At 43.0% G+C, this 22028-nt stretch carries 16 protein-coding genes; 5 read left to right on the top strand and 11 right to left on the bottom strand.

Annotation, left to right across the window (positions count from 1 at the left end; all coding sequences use genetic code 11):
- Positions 1 to 169: 169 nt before the first annotated feature.
- Positions 170 to 2575 (bottom strand): peptidase U32 family protein, encoded by a 2406-nt coding sequence (locus Q1A86_RS07795; protein WP_299805049.1) that lies wholly within the window; start codon positions 2573 to 2575, stop codon positions 170 to 172.
- 406 nt (positions 2576 to 2981) lie between these two features.
- Positions 2982 to 3446 carry a rhodanese-like domain-containing protein gene (locus Q1A86_RS07790; protein WP_299805047.1) on the bottom strand — a complete coding sequence of 155 codons (465 nt, stop codon included), beginning with the start codon at positions 3444 to 3446 and terminating at the stop codon, positions 2982 to 2984.
- An 836-nt stretch (positions 3447 to 4282) separates the two neighbouring features.
- Between Q1A86_RS07790 and Q1A86_RS07785 the strand changes: the two genes are divergently transcribed.
- Positions 4283 to 5335, top strand: coding sequence for a Preprotein translocase subunit SecY (locus Q1A86_RS07785; RefSeq protein WP_299805044.1), 1053 nt, complete (start codon positions 4283 to 4285; stop codon positions 5333 to 5335).
- Positions 5336 to 5503: 168 nt separating this feature from the next.
- The gene (locus Q1A86_RS07780; RefSeq protein ID WP_299805041.1) at positions 5504 to 6148 is read left to right on the top strand and encodes a protein-disulfide isomerase; all 645 of its coding nucleotides are present in this window, start codon (positions 5504 to 5506) and stop codon (positions 6146 to 6148) included.
- A gap of 507 nt (positions 6149 to 6655) precedes the next feature.
- Here Q1A86_RS07780 and cmoM read toward each other — a convergent pair.
- The 3 genes from cmoM to codB form a co-directional block, all read right to left on the bottom strand.
- Positions 6656 to 7456 (bottom strand): tRNA uridine 5-oxyacetic acid(34) methyltransferase CmoM, encoded by an 801-nt coding sequence (gene cmoM, locus Q1A86_RS07775; RefSeq protein ID WP_299805038.1) that lies wholly within the window; start codon positions 7454 to 7456, stop codon positions 6656 to 6658.
- A 631-nt stretch (positions 7457 to 8087) separates the two neighbouring features.
- On the bottom strand, positions 8088 to 9383 hold the full coding sequence (locus Q1A86_RS07770) for a cytosine deaminase (protein WP_299805035.1): 1296 nt from the start codon (positions 9381 to 9383) through the stop codon (positions 8088 to 8090).
- Positions 9384 to 9393: 10 nt separating this feature from the next.
- The gene (gene codB / locus Q1A86_RS07765; RefSeq protein WP_299805033.1) at positions 9394 to 10659 is read right to left on the bottom strand and encodes a cytosine permease; all 1266 of its coding nucleotides are present in this window, start codon (positions 10657 to 10659) and stop codon (positions 9394 to 9396) included.
- A 422-nt stretch (positions 10660 to 11081) separates the two neighbouring features.
- Between codB and Q1A86_RS07760 the strand changes: the two genes are divergently transcribed.
- Positions 11082 to 11354 carry a DUF4242 domain-containing protein gene (locus Q1A86_RS07760; RefSeq protein WP_299805031.1) on the top strand — a complete coding sequence of 91 codons (273 nt, stop codon included), beginning with the start codon at positions 11082 to 11084 and terminating at the stop codon, positions 11352 to 11354.
- A 271-nt stretch (positions 11355 to 11625) separates the two neighbouring features.
- Here Q1A86_RS07760 and Q1A86_RS07755 read toward each other — a convergent pair whose 3' ends face one another.
- The 4 genes from Q1A86_RS07755 to Q1A86_RS07740 form a co-directional block, all read right to left on the bottom strand.
- Positions 11626 to 13170, bottom strand: coding sequence for an MDR family MFS transporter (locus Q1A86_RS07755; protein ID WP_299805029.1), 1545 nt, complete (start codon positions 13168 to 13170; stop codon positions 11626 to 11628).
- A 1-nt stretch (position 13171) separates the two neighbouring features.
- Entirely contained in the window at positions 13172 to 14227 is a 1056-nt protein-coding gene (locus tag Q1A86_RS07750; protein ID WP_299805027.1) for an HlyD family secretion protein, read from the bottom strand.
- Between the two features lie 213 nt (positions 14228 to 14440).
- Positions 14441 to 15694, bottom strand: a complete 1254-nt coding sequence (locus Q1A86_RS07745) for a Y-family DNA polymerase (RefSeq protein WP_299805024.1) — start codon at positions 15692 to 15694, stop codon at positions 14441 to 14443.
- A 2-nt stretch (positions 15695 to 15696) separates the two neighbouring features.
- Positions 15697 to 16104, bottom strand: coding sequence for a S24 family peptidase (locus tag Q1A86_RS07740; protein ID WP_299805022.1), 408 nt, complete (start codon positions 16102 to 16104; stop codon positions 15697 to 15699).
- Positions 16105 to 16399: 295 nt separating this feature from the next.
- On the opposite strand from Q1A86_RS07740, the gene Q1A86_RS07735 reads away from it, so the two are divergent.
- Together Q1A86_RS07735 and Q1A86_RS07730 are read left to right on the top strand one after the other, a co-directional pair.
- Positions 16400 to 17437: an alpha/beta hydrolase gene (locus Q1A86_RS07735; protein WP_299805021.1), complete on the top strand. Its 1038-nt coding sequence runs from the start codon at positions 16400 to 16402 to the stop codon at positions 17435 to 17437.
- 279 nt (positions 17438 to 17716) lie between these two features.
- Positions 17717 to 19477: a mechanosensitive ion channel domain-containing protein gene (locus Q1A86_RS07730; protein ID WP_299805019.1), complete on the top strand. Its 1761-nt coding sequence runs from the start codon at positions 17717 to 17719 to the stop codon at positions 19475 to 19477.
- A gap of 17 nt (positions 19478 to 19494) precedes the next feature.
- Here Q1A86_RS07730 and Q1A86_RS07725 read toward each other — a convergent pair whose 3' ends face one another.
- Together Q1A86_RS07725 and Q1A86_RS07720 are read right to left on the bottom strand one after the other, a co-directional pair.
- Positions 19495 to 20427: a LysR family transcriptional regulator gene (locus tag Q1A86_RS07725; protein ID WP_299805016.1), complete on the bottom strand. Its 933-nt coding sequence runs from the start codon at positions 20425 to 20427 to the stop codon at positions 19495 to 19497.
- A 479-nt stretch (positions 20428 to 20906) separates the two neighbouring features.
- Entirely contained in the window at positions 20907 to 21998 is a 1092-nt protein-coding gene (locus Q1A86_RS07720) for a calcium:proton antiporter (protein ID WP_367277896.1), read from the bottom strand.
- Positions 21999 to 22028: the final 30 nt, after the last annotated feature.

Below are 22028 nucleotides of genomic sequence, written 5' to 3'. Positions count from 1 at the left end.
GTTAATTGAAAGTATTTAACTCTCTGATGGAATGAGACTTTTACCAACAAGAGTTTTATTCAAAAGGTTTTCACCATTTACTCCATTAAAGAGTAAATGGTGTGTCTCGGCTAAGTATAGCTTTAGTTGTTTCCCATGGGATGTTGTTACTTTCCATGTGGAATGGGGGTTACAAACCTTTTCGATACTGCTCATTGGTGGTGTGAGCAATCAATTCTTGTAACTCACAAGAGATCTCAGTTTCACTGCCGTTTCGCTCTTGCTTCTGTCCTTGTAAGGGTTGCAGCGGTGAAGATTGGTGTAATTGTAGCTGTGTTGGCTGCTGTGAAAGTGACTCTACAAGCCTCTCGATAGTGTCATACCGGCTCTGCTTCAATTGGCTTTTAGTAGCCACAGAACGGAGATCCAACAGCACTGAGTCGAAGTAACCTGCTAGTTCAGTCAAGATCTGTGGATTATAGAAGTGCTCGCTCCCATATAAGGCATTATGCTCTCGGCGTTTCTTATCGATAACAAAATCGATGCCTTTGACATTGGTCAAGGAGCTCACTTTTTTACAAACCGTTAAGCACTCCTTATCCATAACGGCTTTATCGCAACCGCAAGATTGCAGGAACAGACATTGACGACTGCTCATCAGCATCACCGGGTGATATAAGCTGTAATGTACCTTAAAGTTGCTTGGCGCCTTGATGGCTTTTATCTGCTGCTTGTTTAGCTCGTTAGAGATGAATGCACCTACACAGCCTTGCTGCTGTAGGCTGTGCATACTCAGAGAGTTGCTTATGTTCAAATACGGGCCTGCAATCCACTCTATGCCCAGTTGACTTGCGGCAATACCTACACCTGAGTTATTTGTGACTATTGTATTGGGTTTAACATCTGCAAGTAATTGCTTTGCTGCAATAAAATCAGGCTCCATAATCACAGCGCCAAACCAAGGGATAAGCTCTGGCTCCTGAGTGAACAATAGGCTCAACTTTTCACGCTCAGCTTCTATCGCATCGGGAATAGCATAATAAACACTGACGTTTTTACCGCGGAATGATTGTTTAATCTGGCGGTATAGAGCGAGATCTCGTCGATTAGCGATAAGGATCGACACGCCAGTGTGTTTGCTAAGGTTAGCTTGAGCATTTATTTCCTTTGCTCCTTGCGCCGCATGCTTGCGCACTGCTTGCAAGGTTAGGGGCTCGACATGCTCTCTGCCATCGTTTAACCAACAAACAATTTGGCGCTTCATCTCAGTTAGTTCTTTAAACGGGACGAAAAGGTTATCAGTAAGCTCGTCATAACAGATAGGTTCTAGACTGAACTCTAGTCCACCAATGCTCGCAAAGCGTTTCGTAAGCTCCTCTGTCTGCAAGCCGTACTTGTCTGATGGATGTAGCACGGAGCTTGATTCCACCTCAAAGCGAGAATATTTTTCTTTAAGGTTATTAACCTGCAACTCCGCTGAAATTCGTAACGCTTGGTCTTGTTGACCACTAAAGCGTAGGGTCACAATCGGTTTATCTAAACTCAGCTTGGCAATCTTTCCAGCAAGGGTCTCAATGATCTCTGTTTTTTCATCATAGAGGGCTTTCTTAACATTAATTCCGCCTTCAAAGTTTTCTCCTGAGACCAGTTTCAAACTCTCAATTCGAGTGAAATGCTGCACCGCGTTGTCACGGGGATTATCGATATACATATTTTTACCGACGGCGCCCTGCAGATATCCGTTAGAAAAATCACGGTTAAATACGGTGTAAAGCGGATCTTTATCATTGCTCATAGCTTGATTCTGCTCAAGACGAGTTATCTGCTTGCGCCAAGTATCAATGACTCGATACACATAGTGAGACTTCTTAATTCGACCTTCGACTTTTAACGAATCCGCTCCTGCTGCATAGAGGGCATCAAGATCAGAATACGCTGAGTTATCTTTTAAATTCAGCGGGTATTGTGCGCCTACATCTGTGGTTTGATATTGATCTCGGCAAGGCTGGCTACAACGGCCACGATTACCAGAGTTACCACCATGGGCCGAGCTGAAATAACACAGACCTGAAAAGCCAATGCAGTTAGAGCCGTGTACAAATACCTCTGTCAGCATTTCTAGGCTATGAGCCTTATCTGACATAAGTTTAATTTCCTCAAGATTAAGCTCCCGAGAGAGATTAACTCTTGAGGCACCAAGATTAGACAGAAACTCGAGTTGTCCGCTGTTATGGGTGGTGACTTGCGTCGATGCGTGAATATCAAGACTTGGGTAGTGCTGCTTCAATAGATAAAACAAGCCAAAGTCCTGAACGATAACCCCATCTATGCCAGTGTTGACCAATTGGTTCAGCAACTTGAGTAATGCCGGTAACTCCTGCTCTAACACTATAATGTTAAGTGTTAAAAACAGTTGGCAGTCATGCTGATGTGCAATACGAAGCAGGCCATATAGATCTTCGAAACTTAAATTCTCGGCGCGGGTACGGGCATTAAAGCTATTTAGGCCACAGTAGACAGCGTCAGCTCCTGCAACAACAGCGGCTTTAATCGACTCGATATCACCACCTGGTGCGAGTAATTCAAGTTTTCTCATGGTATTCCTAATGCTGGCCAAACATGCCGTGAATGGATCATTACGGCAGGGCGGTTATCTGCGGGCAGAAACAAGTGATAGAGATGTATTGTAAAACCTCTGTAGGAGGAGATCTATGTCAGCAAAGTGTATTTTAACGAACTATGATATTGATCCTATCAATTACCCTCATCACTATGTCGAAATGAGTAGGCTTGGGCGTAACAGGCATCATTAGGGATAGGCCGTTTTATGGTAATTCGGAGAGTAGGCCGAGCGGTTCTGAAGTAATAAGGCGTGAAAGTGATTAGTCTTGAATATGATGAGTCTTGAGAGCCACGATGCGACTCTCAAGACTCAAGGATTTAGTAATAGCTTTTACCAAATGTCTCTAATAAATCACTTCTATGAATTATTATTTGCAATCTTAGTTCGCAATGTTAGGACCTACATAGCTTGATAGTTTACTAAATCCGCCTTTTAGAACTTTCACATTTCCATAGCCTAATTGGCGTAATGCTGTACCCGCAGCCATTGCGCGCGCTCCCGATTTACACACTATGACCACAGGCTTATCGGTTGGGATCTTTGCGAGGTTTTCAGGAGTAAATAATTCATTAAGACTAATGTTGAGCTGATCTTTAACCGCTAAACCAAATACCTGACGCTCTTCAGGGGTACGGATATCGATAGCCATAACATCCGATTTTGCCTGTAGTTGCTTAACGAACCCTTCGGCACTAATAAGACCAATATCTTTACCAACCGTTTTACCTGTCGCTTGGCTAAATTGTTTGTGGTAACTGTTAGCCAATTTTGCATCATAAGCATTGGCGTGGGCGCTAAGACCTAATAGCGCACATAATAAGGTTAAATTTACCACTTTGTTCATACACCTGTTCTCCTGTTTTATTGTGAGTATTGGCTAGCTGCACAGTTCTCACATTAGTATCGTTATTGTTTGAATAGATTTAATCCAGAGCGAAATCCGTTGCAGGGGACTAATGTTCACTTCGAATGAAATTAATTATAGAGAGCAAGGGTGTAGGGTTTTGTTGCACAAAATCACATTTAAGTTACCGATAATATATAAATCATTCTCAAAGCTATTTGTTAGCCAGCGAATTAGAAATAAACGAAATTAAGAGCCTTGTGAATAATGTTTTAAAACAGTCACTTACCTTTGAGTGAATTTATTTCGTGAAGTAGGACAGAAATTTATCTGTTCCAGTATTCATAATATTTTATATATGATTTTGTTAACTTCCTTAGAGAGTGGGTAAAAATTAACTCAAACTTGAATGTTATTTAGCCAGTTTAAAGTCGATACGAGCGCAAGGCTGGGTGATAAGAATCGTTGCTTTAATAACTGTCACTGAAATAAACAACACCATATCCACAGTGACAATAATAAAGACCAAAGTAGGGACCAATCATAAGTAGAATTAGTGACTAAAATAAAAGCAGCACATTGTCATGGTGCTATTTTATTAAGCAGTTTCCAGTTTGCTTGTTAAATAGGTTTATCCCCCTTTAATTATGCCAAATATAAACATGTATTTAGCATAAATATAATATGTGACGTATTAACGCGCATAAGATCCTAGTTTTTTGATTATTTGAAGAGAATAAGGCTTAATTAGTGTAAGCTAAATGTCATATTCTCAAGTTATCGCTACTCAGAGTTTCTTCCTATTCTTAATTGCAGTCTAATATTAGAAGTCCAATATGCTTTACAATCAAAATCACGCTAACCGTTTTCCAAAAGGCAAGTTTGCAATGTGGAGCGTATACAGCTTCACGGGTGCATCTATCCTCGCTTCCATTATATTTTCATTATTACTGTTTCTCTCCATCGATGACGATCCCGTCATGCAGTTACTGTTTGGTGGACTCGCAGTAATTTTCGAACTGGGTAAGTTTTTTGCCTGGTATGAAGTCGGTGAGCGTTATGCTCGTAAAAACATAATGGGTATGCTGTCGGCGTTAGGTTTTTATGCTGTCTTGGCCGCTATTTCTATCGGCGGCTCGATTGGCGGCATTAATAGTGCAACCAATAAAGCTCAAGAGCATGTTCAGGTTCAGCAAAGTAAAGTGAATGCGTTCAACATGCAGATTGATGCTATCGATAAGCAGATTGCACTCAATAATGTTGCGGCAGAAAAATACATCCAGATGGAGCGTATCGCTACTGGTGTGACTCGTATTCAAAAAGAGAACAATAAACTGCGTGAACAGCAGCAACAACTTGCTATGCAGCGAGACAGTGTCCCGGTTGTCAGCCAAGGCTCTATTGTCGGCTTAATTGAAAGTCTGGCGTTATCACTCAATATCAAAGCCGAAACGGCACAATTGGGTTTAGTGGTATTCTTATCTATTCTGTTGGATTTCTTTGCGGCATTCTTTGTTGGTTTGATTGGTGAGGAAAACCGTTTTAGACACAGATTTAAGCAGCAATCTCAACAATTAGAGCCTATTACACTTGATGCTTATCGCCGCCTGCATAGTGATGACTCAGACTTTATTCCTCTTTTTGAGCCTAAGCAGTTACCCGAGGCGGAACCAAAGCCTCTATATGAACGCGTTCTAGATGCGCTTGGCAATAATCGTGTTAACTGTAGTAAACGTGCGGTGAGTCAGTATTTAAATATTTCTACCGAAGAAGTGGATGAGATTTTTGCTCGCATGTTCAATGAAGGTATAGTCACTAAAAAACCAAACAACCATTATCAATGGCATGGTATCGAGGCAAGCATTGATGCGGAGCCTGAGCCTGTTTAAGCTATCTAAATAGAATAAATGACTCCTATAAAGGAAGCGCCATTGGTTGCTTCCTTTTTTTATGTTTTTTTGTGCTAAAAACAGCCACCAGCTTAAAATTGTTATTTGAATAATAACAGCAAAGCCCTTAGGATCTAGGCATTGAAAATATCAACAAGATCTCAGTGAATGCCAGCTAATCAGACTAATGCTCATCAAGAACCTTTAACGCTATATTTTATCTATGACTCTCATTGCCCGTGGAGCTATGCTGCCACGCCAGTCGTCGAAGAACTGCTTAATGCTTTCGACTATTCCGATATCCATTTACTGCATTGCGCACATTTCAATGGCTCAGACGCACCTAAAAAGGCGCAAGTAGAGCAGGTTAGTGGATTAGGTACAGTGGAATTTAGTGACACTTACTTCAAACAGTTAAGCAATAAGGTGTCTTCAGTCAAGACGGCTAACTTTATGTCATGGGTGCAATCTAAACAAGCCGATAAAGAGTTTGAATTACTCAAAGCGCTACAACATCAGCATTTTGTTGAAGCTAATCCGTTAAATTCGAGAGACGACTTCGACAAGATAATTAACCAATATAAATTATCTCCGTCAAATAAGGTGTTTAAAGATGCACTAAGCCATGAGGCCGAAAGTGTGTTAGCGGGTATTGCCGAGATCGGTGAGGCGATTGGTACCAATGCATTCCCAGTGCTCGTGATGACATCAGGCGATGAAGCAATCTTTATCGATCACTCGCAACATCTGGCAACGCCAAAAGATGCGGTAAAAGTGGTTCGTGAAGAGCTTGCAGCTTTAAGCGCAGAGTAAGCCAAATACCCGTCACTCTCTTTTAGATAGTGAAGTTATCGATAGTGTATTTATAAGATAGTGTGTTTATAAAGAGTGCAATTATTTAGACAGCACATTTGTATATTGCACGTCTCAGTTGAATAACCTTGGTTGTTTTCACTACAAGGTTATTCAATCATCCGCACAGCCACTAAAATCAGCCGAATCATTCACGTTAGTTGTTATAGCAAAGTCGAACGAGCGCAACATAGAAAAGTACCAGTCCAAACCACTTGAGTACTAACAGAGTATCGATAAGCATACAGCCACTCCTTAGAGAAATAACCTTTATCATACTAGTCTGCTGGGCTTGTATTTATCGCGGTGTTGTCACTCGTTAAAGGCTAGCATTCAAACCCGATAAACTAGTCCATATTCACTTCATTTTTAAACGGTTATAGCTTAGCAAACCAATGTTAAATACGGATTAATTAACCGCATTTTAATGAACTATTCGCTTTGAGAATTAGCTGCAAAAGTTCAATGCTATAAAGACGATGCCTTTTTCTGCGCATAAACATGAATATAGCGACCTAATGACAAAAATGGCTCTTGCCTACAAAGCTTTTGCTCCATCGCTACGATCTGCTCGAAGCTAAAATCACCCATATCATGGTTTTGCATATAATCGTGGAAGGTTCTAACCCCCGTTTTGCCTAAGATCTCAAAGCCTGCTTGCTCTAAACATTGATAAACTAAATCAGGCTTAATACCTTGTTGAGGCTGAAGCTTAAAGCGTTTTCGATGCGGCATTCCTTGTTCTATATGATTGAGGTTACCGCAGATTAAATTTTTAAAGAGTAAGCCGTTATAATTGTAGAACATCACCGAGATGATCCCACCAGGCTTTACTTGCTCACACAGTGAAGTTAACGCACTAATCGGTTCGGCCAACCATTCCATTACCGCGTGAAACAGCACTAAATCGACGGGTTCATTCAAGTGTTCAGCCACATTTTGTACTGGACTATGAATAAAGTGGTATTTATCCAACAACTGGTTTTCGATGATGTCTTGCTTAGCCAGCGATAACATTTCACTCGAAAGATCACAAAGGCTGATATTGTGACCAAGAGCTGCAATTTTTTGCGACAGTTGCGCCAAGCCGCCGCCTGCATCAAGGACATCGAGCACTTGATTGTTCGCGTCTTGTTTAGGTTTTAATGCAAATAAAATTTGTTCGATATCCTGCCAAACTACAGTTTGTCGAATTTCACCTTTTGCGGTGCCATAAATACTAGCGGCAAATTTATGCGCTAAGTCGTCAAAATTTCTATCTTGTTTCACTGCAGTCTTCTTTGGTTGAACATTACGTGTGGCGTATTGCTAAGGTTACTAAATTAGCCGAATGCGGATTTTCTCATAGGCTGAGAGCAAATAAAATCATCGCAATAACAAATAGAGACAGAGATTACAAAATCCTAGGGCTAACGCGACGTAGTAAATAGCGAAATTATGTAGGCTTTCAATATAAGATTTGCATAAATATACGTAGGAATGAATGCTCGTTAAAAATATCCCGGGGTTATACTTTTTATTTTACATAGTGGCTGCATATTTAATGCATATCGGCTATGTGTTCAATCTCAATGTCAGATGATGAGAACAGATATTTCCAGTCACAATCAGCGTCTTAACGAGTACAAGATTAAGCCTTTTTGAATGCTGGTGGACTAAATTAAAGTCAGAATGCTCATCTAGCAGATCAGCAATGGAGAGAAGAGAGCACGAGAGCTAAAAATCATTAGAGTGTATTTGGCTTTATTTTCCTGTAGAAATCTCAATGATTTTATCAAAATAAAAAAGCAGTAAGTCTATTCACTGCACGCGTTAATTTAGTGCGCGATAGACTTACTGCTCATTTAAAACAGCCCTTGATGAAAGCTAGATCCGTTTCAGAGCTTTTAACACAGTAAGCTTAACGACGGAAAGTCACTTCTTCGGTTTCACTTAAGTGAATTTGCGTTTGTGCAATTTGTGTTTCAGCTAACACTTTACCCTGACGTATTGAATAACGCACTGGAACCTGACGGCGCAGCGCATCGAATCCATTATCAGCAGGCAAAATAAGCAAGTTACCTGGTTTACCCAGTTCGATACCGTAGTTATCTTGGATATTTAGGGTCCGTGCAGACTTGTTGGTGATCAGCTCAAGTGAGTTGTTGATCTGCTCGTAACCCATGATTTGGCAAACATGTAGCCCCATGTGCAGCACTTGCAGCATATTGGCTGTACCTAACGGATACCAAGGGTCGAAAATATCATCGTGCCCAAAACAGACGTTAATATCGGCCGCAAGCATCTCTTTCACGCGGGTGATACCACGGCGCTTAGGATAATCATCGAAACGTCCCTGCAAGTGGATATTCACCAGCGGGTTGGCAACGAAGTTAATACCTGACATACCAAGTAGACGGAACAGACGTGAAGCGTATGCGCCATTGTAAGAGTGCATAGCCGTTGTGTGACTCGCCGTTACGCGCTCGCCCATTTCATATTTATGGGCAAGGGCGGCAACGGTCTCAACAAAGCGAGATTGTTCATCATCAATTTCATCACAGTGAACATCGATTAAACGGTCGTATTTACGAGCAAGCTCAAACACATAGTGCAGTGACTCTACGCCGTACTCACGGGTAAATTCAAAGTGCGGAATTGCACCAATCACATCTGCGCCTAGCTTTACCGCTTCTTCAAGCAGCTCTTTACCGTTCGGGTAAGACAAAATACCTTCTTGCGGGAAAGCGACAATCTGAATATCCACCCAAGGCTTCATCTCTTCTTTTACTTCAAGCATGGCTTTAAGTGCAATAAGAGTTGGATCTGACACGTCAACATGGGTACGTACATGTTGAATACCGTTAGCAATCTGCCATTTAAGTGTTTGTTTAGCGCGAGATTTCACGTCTTCAATCGACAGCATCGACTTGCGTTCAGACCAGCGCTCAATGCCTTCAAACAAGGTGCCTGAAATATTCCAGCTTGGTTCACCTGCAGTTTGAGTGGTATCTAAGTGAACATGGGGTTCACAAAATGGTGGCACAGCCATGCCAGCTTGGCCATCGATCACTTGCAAAGAGTCGGCATTTGGCAGCTCGATACTTTGCGTCATAGCAGCAATCGCTTTGAACTTACCGTCTTCAATCAACAATTGTTGAAGGCCTTCTTGACCTTTTAGAGTCACATTTTTGATCAACATACTTGCTGATGACATGGTGTTTTCCTTATGCATTGGTAGCATTTTTGCAATCTGATTTAACTAATGTTTGTTTATTGAAGCGCTTTAATACTTCATCTATTAATAAATAGCTGATGGCACCCGCGAGCACAGCATTAATTGGCACTATTCCTGGTAATAAGTGGCCTGCTAATACGCCTATGATGACTCCGCTAATCGCGGCCCAATTGACCGTTGAAAATTTAGCACCGGCAAAGTCTTTATATTTATCACGGTTACGCAAGTAGTCGGCGATGATAATGCCACCAATCGGTGGGATAGCAGCCGATAGGAAGGTTAACCAACCGACGAAGTTATTATATAGCCATAGCGCACACAGGGTGCCGATCACGCCGTTAAAAATTGACAGGTACTTACTCGGCAAGCCGGTGATGTTTGAAAAGCCTAAACCTGAAGCATACAGCGCATTATCATTGGTGGTCCAAATATTAAGGCCTAAGATGATAATCGCTGGAATTAATAGCCCCTGAGCAATCATCACTTCAGAGATATCCGCTTGTCCTGTTGCTGCTGCGCCTGCCGCGCCGAAGATAAACATTAGCGAGTTCCCCACGAAGAAGGCAAACATGGTAACAAACACGGCGGTTTTCGGATTTTTACCGAAACGAACAAAATCAGCGGTGAGCGTACCAGCAGAGATAAATGAACCGACAACTAGTACTAACGCTGTATTAAAATCGATGGGATTTTCAGGCTCGACAGCCATTAGCCCTTGCATGCCGCCCATAGTGTCGACCGCTTGCAGTACTGAGAATCCACCAAAAAGGGCGATGGCTGGAACTGCGATAGCTGACAGTATCATAATCGCGCCAATACCGAAGTAAACAGTGAAGGTCATTAGCAGACCCGAGATAATAATCAGAAGGTTTGTATCTATGCCTGTGGCTTTTTGTACCGGAATAGCAAACATCGCCACGCCAACACCGAACCAACCAACTTGAGTGCCACCGAGAAGTAGCGAGGGTAACCAAGAACCTTTTAAACCGAAAGAGTAACGCGCGAGGAGATGAGTAGAGAGGCCAGTTTGAGCGCCGATGTAACCAAGAAAAGAAGTGTAAATACCGAGAATTAAATTACCAATAAGAACTGCAAGAACAAAATCATTAAAAGAGAGGCCAGTGCCGAGTGTGCCTCCCGTCCACATACTCGCTGAAAAAAAGGTTAACCCTAACATCACCATCGTCAGAGAAAGCACCCCTTTGCGCGCCGAAATAGGTACTGGGGTTAAACTATAATTATTATCGCTTGCCATTTATTGTCCTTGGATAGAATAAAGAAAATACACGGCTTACCTAAAGTGCTAAAACCGGCTACAAAGCAAAGTTTGTAGAGCTACACGTCAGGCAAACGGCGCGTATTTTAGTGATAATGAATACAGAGTCAAGCAATTAAGCCGCCTTAATTACAAATCGATGCATTGGTTATTTTGATGTGAACTTGATGCTACTTGAAAGCTATCGCTTATGAAGGTCTAGCTTATTTCTATTCAACCTTTCACTCCCATTTAAACCAACTTATTCCCATTTCAGTTGCTAACAAACTCTCTGTTAACTTTAACTTTGGTTAATTGCTTGTCCTAAAGCATGCGTGATAACTCCTCAACTATACTTTTAATTCAATGCTTGAAAGTTTAATTCGCAGTAACTTTAAAGTTCAGTAGAGAGGACAGTTAACATGCCAAAATATGTGATAGAAAGACTACTTCCCGGTGCCGGGGATTTGTCGGCTAGCGATTTACAGGGGATCTCTAGGAAGTCTTGTGATGTGCTAGAAGCGTTAGGGCCCAAAGTACAATGGGTTGAAAGTTATATTACCGATAATAAGATCTATTGTGTTTATATTGCACCTGATGAAAGCTGGATCAGAAAACACGCGGAAATGGGGGAGTTCCCAATAGAAGCCGTTAATCAAGTTAGAACGATTATTGATCCAACGACATCGGAATAAAATCATGCAGACTCAAGGCAATTGCGCTGTATTGTAAGCCATTGCCTTGATATATAAAGACAACCAAGACTCAGTCCTATCTTTTCTTATCGTTAATTATCACTTTCCATCAACTCTGGCTAAAAATGTAGCCCGGCTTGTTACTGCTGGCTACGAACTCGAGCGAACAATAGACTTTTTCGCTCGAGTTTACTCTGGTAGTTATTCCCCACGCCTTAAAAAACCACCAAAGGTTAACCCGTTATTATTTTGATGATTTCGATCTTGATGATTACGACTCGGACACAACTTTAGGTTTTGGCTTAAACAGGGCCAATAGCGGGATCAGACAAAGATAAGAGACCAACAGAAATCCGAAGGTAAATACGAATGCCGTTAGGGTTGATTGTTGATGCAACATGTTTTGGACCTGAGCCAAAAATGTCGGGTCGGTGATAGTCGTTCCTTGAGCTTGTGCTGCCTGTTGTAAAGCCGGATTGGTTGGCGAAAGTGCGCCGCCTAATTCGTTCCATTCTTGCTGTTGGGTACGGAAAAAATAGGTATTCACAATAGATATCCCGAAAGAGCCACCAATGGTGCGGCATAAATTGAACACTACAGCCCCGCCAATAGTGTCTTTAGGGGCTAAGGTTGCATAAGCTAATTGGCTAAGAGGAGCAAAAACTAAACCCATTCCAGCACCTTGTATGATACTTGGCAGTAGGATCCAATAGATGTTTATCTCAAGGGAATATTGAGTCATCAAATAGGTTCCCAGCGCATTTAGACTCAGACCTATAACAATCAATAGCCTGGCATCAATCCTATCCATGTAGCGCGCCATCATCAACAGAACGAAAGCGGAAGCGAGTCCTCTTGGTGCCATCGCAAAACCTGTGGTTTCAACCGGATAATTTAATAGCTGCTCTAGCATCATGGGCTGTAGCTGAGTAATACCAAACATCCCCATCGAAAAGCCTGCCATCACCAGACATGACATAGCAAGATTACGGTCTCGCAATAACCAAACCGGGGCAATGTCACTCTTAGTAATGAAAGAGCGTGCAACAAAGAAAATAATCGCAATGGCGCTAATAATGGCTGAAAACAAGATGGTATTGGACTCAAACCAAGATTCATCATTCCCTCGGTCGAGCACCATCTGCAGCAGACCAATACCTATGGTCATTGCAATAACGATTGGCCAATCAATTTTTGGTTTACCTTTACCACTGAGCTTAACAAAGGAGTAAATCAGCGTAAGGCAGATGGCGCCAACGGGAAGGTTAACGTAAAAGATCCAGCGCCAATTCATATTTTCGGTAATGATCCCACCGAGTGTCGGCCCTAAAATTGGCCCGAGCAATACACCGACACTAAACAGTGCCATCGCCTTACCACGTTGATTAGCGGGATAGATCTGCACCATGATTGACTGAGAGAGCGGGATGACGGAAGCACCAAATGCCCCTTGCATCACTCTAAAGGTCACCATTTCAGCAATGGTATCGGCTTGGCCACAAAGTGCCGAGCTGACAATAAACCCACTGACTGAGATCAGCAGTAGATTACGAATACCAAATTTAAGGGCTAGAAAACTGGCTAGCGGAATAAATATCGCCTCCGCCATAGAATAGGAAGTCAGTACCCAGGTGACTTGATCGGAAGTCACCCCGAGTGCGCCCATCATATGCGGAAGGGCAACGTTCGCAATCGTCATATCGAGTAACACCATGATTGCGGATAACATCACCGCCAAGGTCACCAGTTTACGACTGCCTTCACTTAATACTTGAGCATCGTCTGTGTTTGACGATGCCTGAGAGAGGTCGGCCATATTAGTGCTCTTGTTTTGGTGTGCTAACGGTATCTATAGTGACATTTGCGCTGGCGCCCACCCGTAACGGAAAATCTGGATGTTCAGTTTCATTCGTGAGGTGAATGAGTATTGGAAAGCGTTGCGGAACCTTGACCCAGTTACCCGTCGCATTTTCTGGCGGCAGCAGTGAAAACGATGAGCCACTTGCAGGAGAAATAGCCTCAATGGTGCCGTGATAATCCACACTCGGATAGAGATCTAGAGTGATTGATGCTTGCATCCCTTCAGTGATCAGCTCTAGCTGGGTTTCTTTAAAGTTGGCTTGTACCCAATAGGTATTGGCTTCAACCAAAGGCACCAATGCTTGACCGACCGATACCACGCTCCCCGCATGGGCGGTTAACTTACCTAAGCTGCCATTTTTGGGGGCAAAGATATTGGTGTATGAAAGAGACAGGCTAGCCTGACTGAGGGCTGCGGCGGCTTTTTTTACTTCTGGTGCGGCATTACCTTGCGCCCCTTGGGATTTAATCAGCTGTGACATGGTAGCGCGGGCGGCTATGACGCTTTGCTCGGCAGCAGCAAGCTTGGCGCTAGCATCATCGAGCTCCTGAGCAGGTAGCAATGCTTTATCAACTAAGTCTTTAATACGCTTATGCGTTATCTGGGCATCAGACAATTGAGCCACAGCACTTTTAACATTCGCGCTGGCAGCAAGGATTGCATCATCGCTGGCAGCATTATCTTGTAATGCTATCTCGTAGGCGGCACGGGCTTCATCGAGTTTAGCTTGAAAAGGAGCTGGGTCTATCTGCATCAGCAAGTCACCTTGGCTAACCTTTTGATAATCTGATGCATTAACACTTATCACCTTGCCGCTGACTTGCGGAGCAATATAGATAATATTAGCGTGTACATAGGAGTCATCGGTGCTTGGGTAATTTTTTTGATGCTGAATATAGAAATAGCTGAGGGTAACTAAGATGACAATCGCTATGGTTGCGATAATAAGGTTACGTACGAAATGGGATTGGGATTCAGGCTCTGTTGGTGCTGGTGTTGGATTTTCGCTCATTTTTTTAACCCAGTTAGGTTAGTGACATAAGCCGAGCGGGGAACTACTGCTAAATAACTGATTGCGCGGCTAGGTATTTATTGGTTTCAACAAATACTAGACCCTGTTTGTAGTAGTCACAATGTAAGTGACTAAATAAGCACAAAAGTGAAGCCGATTTAATGCTGTGAAGAGGGTACATTTAAGCATGTTATCTATGGTGTTAGCTGAGGGTTAACATTTTATTGAAGGGATGTCGCGCCAGCGAGTCGTATACTGGGGGGTCAGCATCTCTCTGCGCATGCCCCATTTCTGCGATATGCCTTGAGCGGCCAGAAATAAGGTGTCTGTGCCATATTTAGCATTAATGCTATCTAAAACATGCATTCTATTGGGGTTTCTGCAGCTTTCAAATAAGTCTTGCTGCAGGTTGGCCTCACTGCATAAATTAATCAACCCAACACCGATTTTGTAATAACGAATAGCCGGATTAAACCTAACGATAGCCGCCCGAGTTGCCGCCTCTATAAGTTCACAGGAGTCATTTGTTGGATATGAAAAATGGTGGACGTACTTAAATCCACTAGGGTGTTCATCAAACGGGGAGTTTGAGGCAAAAATCAGCATACTTTTGCATAGCGAACCTTGAGTTCTGGCTTTAGCTGCGGCGGTTGAAGCATGCTTGCTTAATGCCTGACACAAGGACGTTAAGTCGGTAATCCTGTTACCGACGCTGCGGGTAGAAAAGATCTGTTTCTTATCAGCACGCGCCTCATCCCAGGTCTTACACACTTCGCCGTTCAACTCGCGGACAGTACGTTCAAGTTCGATACTAAATTGCTTACGTGCGATACCAGCTCTCATCTGCGACAGAGCAAAAGCGCTGTGAATATTCATTACCGCGAGTCTTTTCGCTATACGCCTACCCACGCCCCATACATCCTCGGTTTTCATTGTCTTTAAAATAGCCAGGCGCTGTTCATCACAGGTGATGGCGCAGACACCGTTATAGCCGGGGAGTTTTTTGGCGGCGTGATTGGCAATCTTCGCCAGTGTTAGCGTCGTGCCAATCCCCACACAAACAGGAAGCCGCGTTTCTTTCCAAACCGCACGTCTTAACTTCATCGCATGCTCTGTCAGACACGGGATCGCAGGGTAACAGTGCTTAAACGAGAGGAACGACTCATCGATACTGTAGATATGCTGCTCCGGGGCAAAGCGGCCAATCACCTCCATCATGGCTGCAGATAACGAGCCATAAAGCTCATAGTTTGATGAAAGCGCGATAATGCCTTTTTGCTCACACAGTTTTTGAGCTTCGAAGTAAGGTCCAAATTTGTTAATTCCAGCCTCTTTGGCCAATCTGTTCGCCGCCACAATCATTCCGTCATTATTACTGAGCACGACGATAGGGCGGTTACGCCAATCAGGCCTGAACACCTGTTCGGCGCTGCAATAAAAGGAATTAGCATCCACAAGTGCATACATGATTAGTCGTTCTCAAGAATAGGGCTTTTACGGTGACAACGGATAGAGCGGATCACCACGCCTTCAACACTAAAAGTATCGTGTTCAAGAATAGGGGTACTCATATGGGATTCGTTAGCGGACAGAAGAAGTCGGTTGACCTTGTCGATGATCTTACAAACGAAAGAGCCATTGTAGTTGGCGACGATAACGTCTTGGTTACGCACTTCGACATGCCTATCGACGATTAAAATGTCGCCATCAAAAATGCCTACCCCTTGCATTGAGTCACCATTGGCCTGACCGATAAAGGTCGAGCTTGGGTGCTCAATCAGCAATTCATCAAGACTTAACGGCAGTTGCCTGTAATCTGTGGCTGGAGATTCAAAACCGGTAATGCCAGCACTGGCGGCAATTGGAATGATGTTCATCTAAAAAAACACGCTAACTGTATATTTATACAGTATAGTGGTTTTGTATCATTCTGCGCAATAAAGATAACGATTATCTGTGAGCAGTATGCTGCAGTAAGTTATCCACCGCATGATGCTGCGAATATACAGCAAGTGTGGGAAAGCCCTGTGAGCAGCTGAATACGACTTCAGAAATGCTTAAAAGTTAACGTCAATATTGAATTTCTCTAATTCATCGCTCAGAACACCGCCAAAGTGAATAATGGCTTCAGTTAATTCATTACCAAATAGTGAACCCCCAACTGGAGTTACCATGAAAACCAAATTACAAACGATTATCCCTGCATTATTTTTAGGCTTATCTGGCACTACAGCATACGCAAACATGGCTGTAAACGAACGTATTATTCCCACACCTACGGGGGTTTCTGCTGAGTTTGCAACCATTGTAGAGGGACGAAATACTCCGCCAGCATTAGCCGTCCCCGAGAGCACGAAAGAGTGGTTAACACTACAACAGCTGTTCGATGCCCCAGGCATTGAACTTTCAAAAGAAGCCGCGCTAAGACTCGAGGTAGAGTATGAATCTAAGCAAGTTGCTGGGGTCGATACCTTCATCGTGACGCCTAAGAACATCGCGCCAGAGTACGAGGGTAAAAAATTATTTCATATTCATGGCGGGGCATTCGTCTTCGGCGGCGGGAAGTCAGCATTACGCGAAGCAATATGGGTAGCCAATGGTCTCGGTGCCAAAGTGATCTCGGTGGATTATCGACAGCCACCGCTACATCCATTCCCAGCAGCCATTGATGACACTGTCGCAGTGTGGACTGAGCTCACTAAACACCAAGCACCTGAGTCAACGGCAATGTTCGGTACGTCGGCAGGGGGGAACTTAACGCTAGCGACTACCCTAAAGTTGCAGCAACTAAACCTTCCAGCTCCAGGAGCACTATTTATTGGCACACCTGCCGTGGATCTTAAAGAAACATCAGACTCTTGGCTTACGCTTAAAGGGTTAGATCCGCTGGGTCAGCGGGATGGACTCATTCAAGGTACGTTTGAGGTGTATGCGGCTGGAGAGGCTCTCGATAATCCACTGATATCTCCGATTTATGCAAAAATCGAAAGCTTTCCACCGACGATGTTTATATCAGGAACAAGAGATCTGCTATTAAGTGACACGGTGCGCATGCATCGTCTATTACGAAGTGCAAATGTTGAGGCCGAGCTTCACATCTATGACGGACAATCTCATGGCGATTATATCAATGGTATCGTGACCGAACTCCCTGAATCAGAAGATGCCTTAAGAGAAATAGGGCTGTTTTTTGATAAGCATATCAATTAATTTCTTATCCACAGGGATGTGATTTATTGCTTGAAAAATCTTAGATGAACATTCGACTTTCCAGAGTTCAGTCGCTTATCAAGGCTATTACGTAGCCTTTTTAGTGGCTCATCAACATATGGATGATCAACATACTTCTGTAAGACTGAGATGACATGTTGTTACTGTGAGCGCGTTAAAAACTGAGACCACAGAAACACAGCAGCAACGAATATAAACAATTCCAGCGAGGTGAATATTGTGCTTAACCGATTCCAAGCTTTAATGCTGGGGCTTTGCTTGAGTTTATTAAATGCTGCAGCGACTGCTGGTACGCCATTAACATTGGCTGACACGTCTAGCCCACAAAGCACTCTGGCCAGTTTCATGGCTGCTTCAGATGTGGTTATTGAGCATTGGCAGCAAGAGAAGCTGCACAGTCCTGAAGCAGCACATGCCTACTCACAGGCCATAAGAACCATGGATCTATCACTGGTACCCAATCGTAGTCGTAAAGTTGTAGTGATGGAAAGGATCATTTTACTAAGGGAGATCATCGATCGTTTAGACGTTGAAATACACTTAAATGCGCCTGATCTTGAGCAAGTCAGAAATCATTCGCTTGCCCATTGGCGACTTTCCAATACCGAGATAGTGTTGTCTAAGCAAACACTTGGAGACAACGCAGAACAGTTTCTGTTTAGCTCTCACACCATCCAAAGCTTACCGCGCTGGTACCGAACGATGTCTGCCGTAAATCATCAGGTTGAAGCTCGTAGCGATTATTACCAAGAGTTTTTAATTAGCCCCGGTCCATTATTTTCTAAAGCTTTGATTCAGTCCTTACCTCAGGCTCTGAAGCAGCTACATGGCTCTTTGCCATTGTGGCAATGGTTAGCACTGTTTAGCCTTGTATTATTGTGTACAACACTCATCAAATTGTGTTTTGTATTGGGCTCTCATTGGAATTGTTACTGGCAGCACCGTGGGGTTAAATTGCGCCTTGGTCAAGTTATTTCCTTGGTTGGCGCTGTAGTTGTATTGTTTATTGCTAGGGCGATAGTCGATGATGGTATTTGGATCACTGGTAGTGTTTACCAGTTTTTTTCAACATCATTTCTATTTGTGCAATTCTTTCTTGTATCTTGGCTCATCATGGCCATTTTTAATTATTTTGCCAACATCTATGTGTTCAAGAAGTATCAAGGTAAACATGTAGACTCCTCTTTAATCACGGTGCTTGCACGGATCTTTGCAGGCCTGATAATTATTGTTTTAGCTGTCTATGTTGTTGAGTTTATGGGGTTCTCTATCTCACCGATTTTGACAGGTTTAGGAGTTGGGGGCTTAGCCGTTGCTTTAGCCATTCGTCCCGTACTAGAGAACGTCATTAATGGATTAACACTCTATGCTGATGGCGGCGTGAAACTCGGAGAGTTTTGCCGCTACGGAGATAATTGGGGCACGATTGAGAGTATAGGACTTCGCTCTACACGTATTCGAACTTTAGAACGCTCTCTAATTACAATACCAAATTCAGAGTTTGCCAATATGGAGATCGATAACTTAGAGCGCAGGGATAAAAGAAGGTTGGATCATTTACTTAGATTACGCCCCGAAGCCACGCGAGAGCAACTGAGAGTGTTAATCGTGCATCTTCGCAGGTTGTTGCTACAGCACCCCATGGTTGAAGAGGAGCCCGTTCGAGTGAGGTTAACAGGGATCGGTGAATATGCAATAAACATCAATATGATGGCTTACATTCGTTGCCGTGATCATGAGGAGTTCCTTGCCGTACAAGAAGATATTATATTTTCAGCATTGCAACATGTTGAGCAAGTTGGCGTGAGCATCGCGCATTCCACCCAATATCAATTTGTAGATAAAGACAATAATGACAATATAGAGCAGAAAATTAAAGCCGCTCAAGTTGTTAAGAAATGGAATGACGATCAAGCATTTCCATTCCCCGACTTCAGTTATGAATATAAATACGAGATTAAAGATTCGGTAATGTACCCAGCTAAAACGGCTGCGGTACACCGAAATTCAACGAACTAGTGGATTAAGCTTGCTGCCTACATCTCTTTAGGCTGAATGACGCTATCAAAATAGTCTTGCATCGTTTGGTGTAATAACTGATACAGTGGGAAGCCACGTTTTGACTGTAAATAACCGCCATCAACTTGAATTTGGCGTAACTCTTTCGGTAAAAGTGGCAAAGGGTAGCAGCTTAACTCAGGTTCATTAGCCGTCATAAAGCTACTACCAAAAGAAATTGCATCGGAGTACTTTAGCTTACTCTGTAATACGGTAATGCTGTGAGTCGAGAGAACGATATTTGCCTGATACCCTTTTGCTTTGTATAACTCAGCAATTGGAGCACGTTTGCCATGGAGCCCATCGATGAGTATTCGGGTAATAGGTAGGTTATGAATATTTTCCCATTCACTGGTGTTACTCAAAACCGGATGCTCTTTACGTGCAATTAAGCACAATTTGACTTCAGTTAGTTTATGCTGATAAATATCTTGCGGAAGTGGAAAGCCAGTCAGCTGGAGCATGTAGTCTATCTGTCCATTTAGCATTTCGGTGAGACTCTTGTCTTGCCAGTAAACCATCTTAAAACTGGCATTGGGCAACACAGCTCTAAGCGCATGAAATATCCCATCACCATATAACTCGAGTAAGAAGATATTTAACGCGATAGAAATTTCCCCCTTAAAATCCTGAGGTGAAAAATCTTGGTATGACTGCATAACCTTAGCAATTGGGTTATACATTTCGTCAGCAGCCTCAGCCAATTTCTCTGCCAACTCCGAAGGTTCAACACCATGTGCTTTTCTAATAAAAAGCTGATCGCCAAAGGCTTCCTTTAATTTAGCCACACCTCGACTGACACTCGTTTGAGAGATCCCAAGTTTATCGGCCGCCGCATGAGTATTGCGTGTCTCGACGACAGCTTTTAATAATTTGAGCAGGTTTAGGTCTAGATCTTGAAGTTGTTTCATGTGTGACCTTGCATTGGTGGCGGGATAAAGAAAACAAGCAGCGAGTATTAAGCATAAGGGAAATAGCGATTTAATCAATCGTTTCATTACGATAGCTATCGTTAATGCGTAAAAAGCTTATAGGTCAGATGAATCAAAGCCGTTCTTAACAGACTGCTAATGGCGAGCCGTTAAAACAAGACGAGAATAAAACTGTGTTTGCTGTAGAAGTTACTCGCTTTGACATGAGTCGCTTGTTGGATGAATTTACGCAGATGTACAAAGACATAATCACAGATTAATCAGCAGAACTACCAAGCGAGTACGAATTGCTAGAGCAATATCAGCGTTAAACACAAGTCGTCAACAAGAAAAGCTGAGCTGTAAAACGGAGCTGTAAAACGGAGCTGTAAAATGGAGTTGTAACAAGTGTGTCGTAACAATAAAGGAGTATAAAAGAAAACGGCTCTGACTTAGCGAGTCAGAGCCAGTTGCAACCGTTAATCAAACATCAAGATGATGTAGGCGATGAACAAAATCAGGTGAGTGATACCATTGAGTGAATTCGTTTTGCCACTACTAAAGCTGACACTCGTCATCAACAGTGTGGCACCGAGCAACACCATTTCTGCAGGAGCAAGACCCAGTTGGATAGGCTCGTTCATCACGCCTGAAATGAGTAACACTGCAGGGACAGTTAGCGCTATGGTCGCAAGTACTGAGCCGAAGAAGAGGTTCATGGCCCGTTGCAACTGATTGGTAAACGCCGCTTTTACCGCACCTACAGCCTCAGGTGCAAGAATAATCAGCGCCACAACTAACCCGCCTAACGCAACAGGCGCTCCCATTTCGGTAATGCTATCGTTAATCGGTATCGCAAGGCTTTTGGCCAGCAAGATAACTACCACTAAATAACAGATCAACATAATCGTATGGAATGCATTACTGTTTAGTGGACCATGGTGTTCCTCATGATCTTCGTTATCAGCGTCAATAAAATAGTCGGTATGACTACGCGTTTGCACAAAAAGGAACACTGCATAAAGCGCCATCGACACGAGAATGAGTGTCCAAGTAAGGCTGGTAGACATGTTGCCTAACTCGTCTGAACGAGTAAAGTTTGGCAACACCAAGCAGAGCAGGGCTAGGGGAATAATAGCCACTAAGTAAGACTTTATGCCATCGAGGTTAAAGGTTTGCGTATGATGTTTCATCCCGCCAATCAGCAATGTAATACCGACAAAACCATTGAGTACTGCCATCACTACGGCAAACATCGTGTCCCTAGCTAAAAAGGGATTCGATTCACCGGTCAACATAACAGAAGACACCATGATGACTTCTAATATCACCACTGAAAGTGTCAAAATAAGCGTGCCGTATGGATCACCTAGCTTAATCGCTAACGCATCAGAATGACGGACAACTGAAAAAATGGCACTCATGACGACATAAAAAAGTACACCAGTGAGCATAATATAAGGAAACAGTGACAGCTCCCCATCGATCAAATTATCTCCTATCAGTTTGAAAAATAAAACGGAAATAACACCCAGAAGCAGTTTGTACTCCTGTTTTAGTAAGTTAAGCATCTTGACCTTATTAAGCTACCGAGGTTTCGT

Origin of the sequence: uncultured Shewanella sp. (assembly GCF_947497935.1) — a bacterium.
In the GTDB taxonomy this organism is placed as follows: Bacteria; Pseudomonadota; Gammaproteobacteria; order Enterobacterales; family Shewanellaceae; genus Shewanella.
Note: the sequence above shows the minus strand (reverse complement) of the source record. Positions and strands in the feature narration are given on the sequence as shown.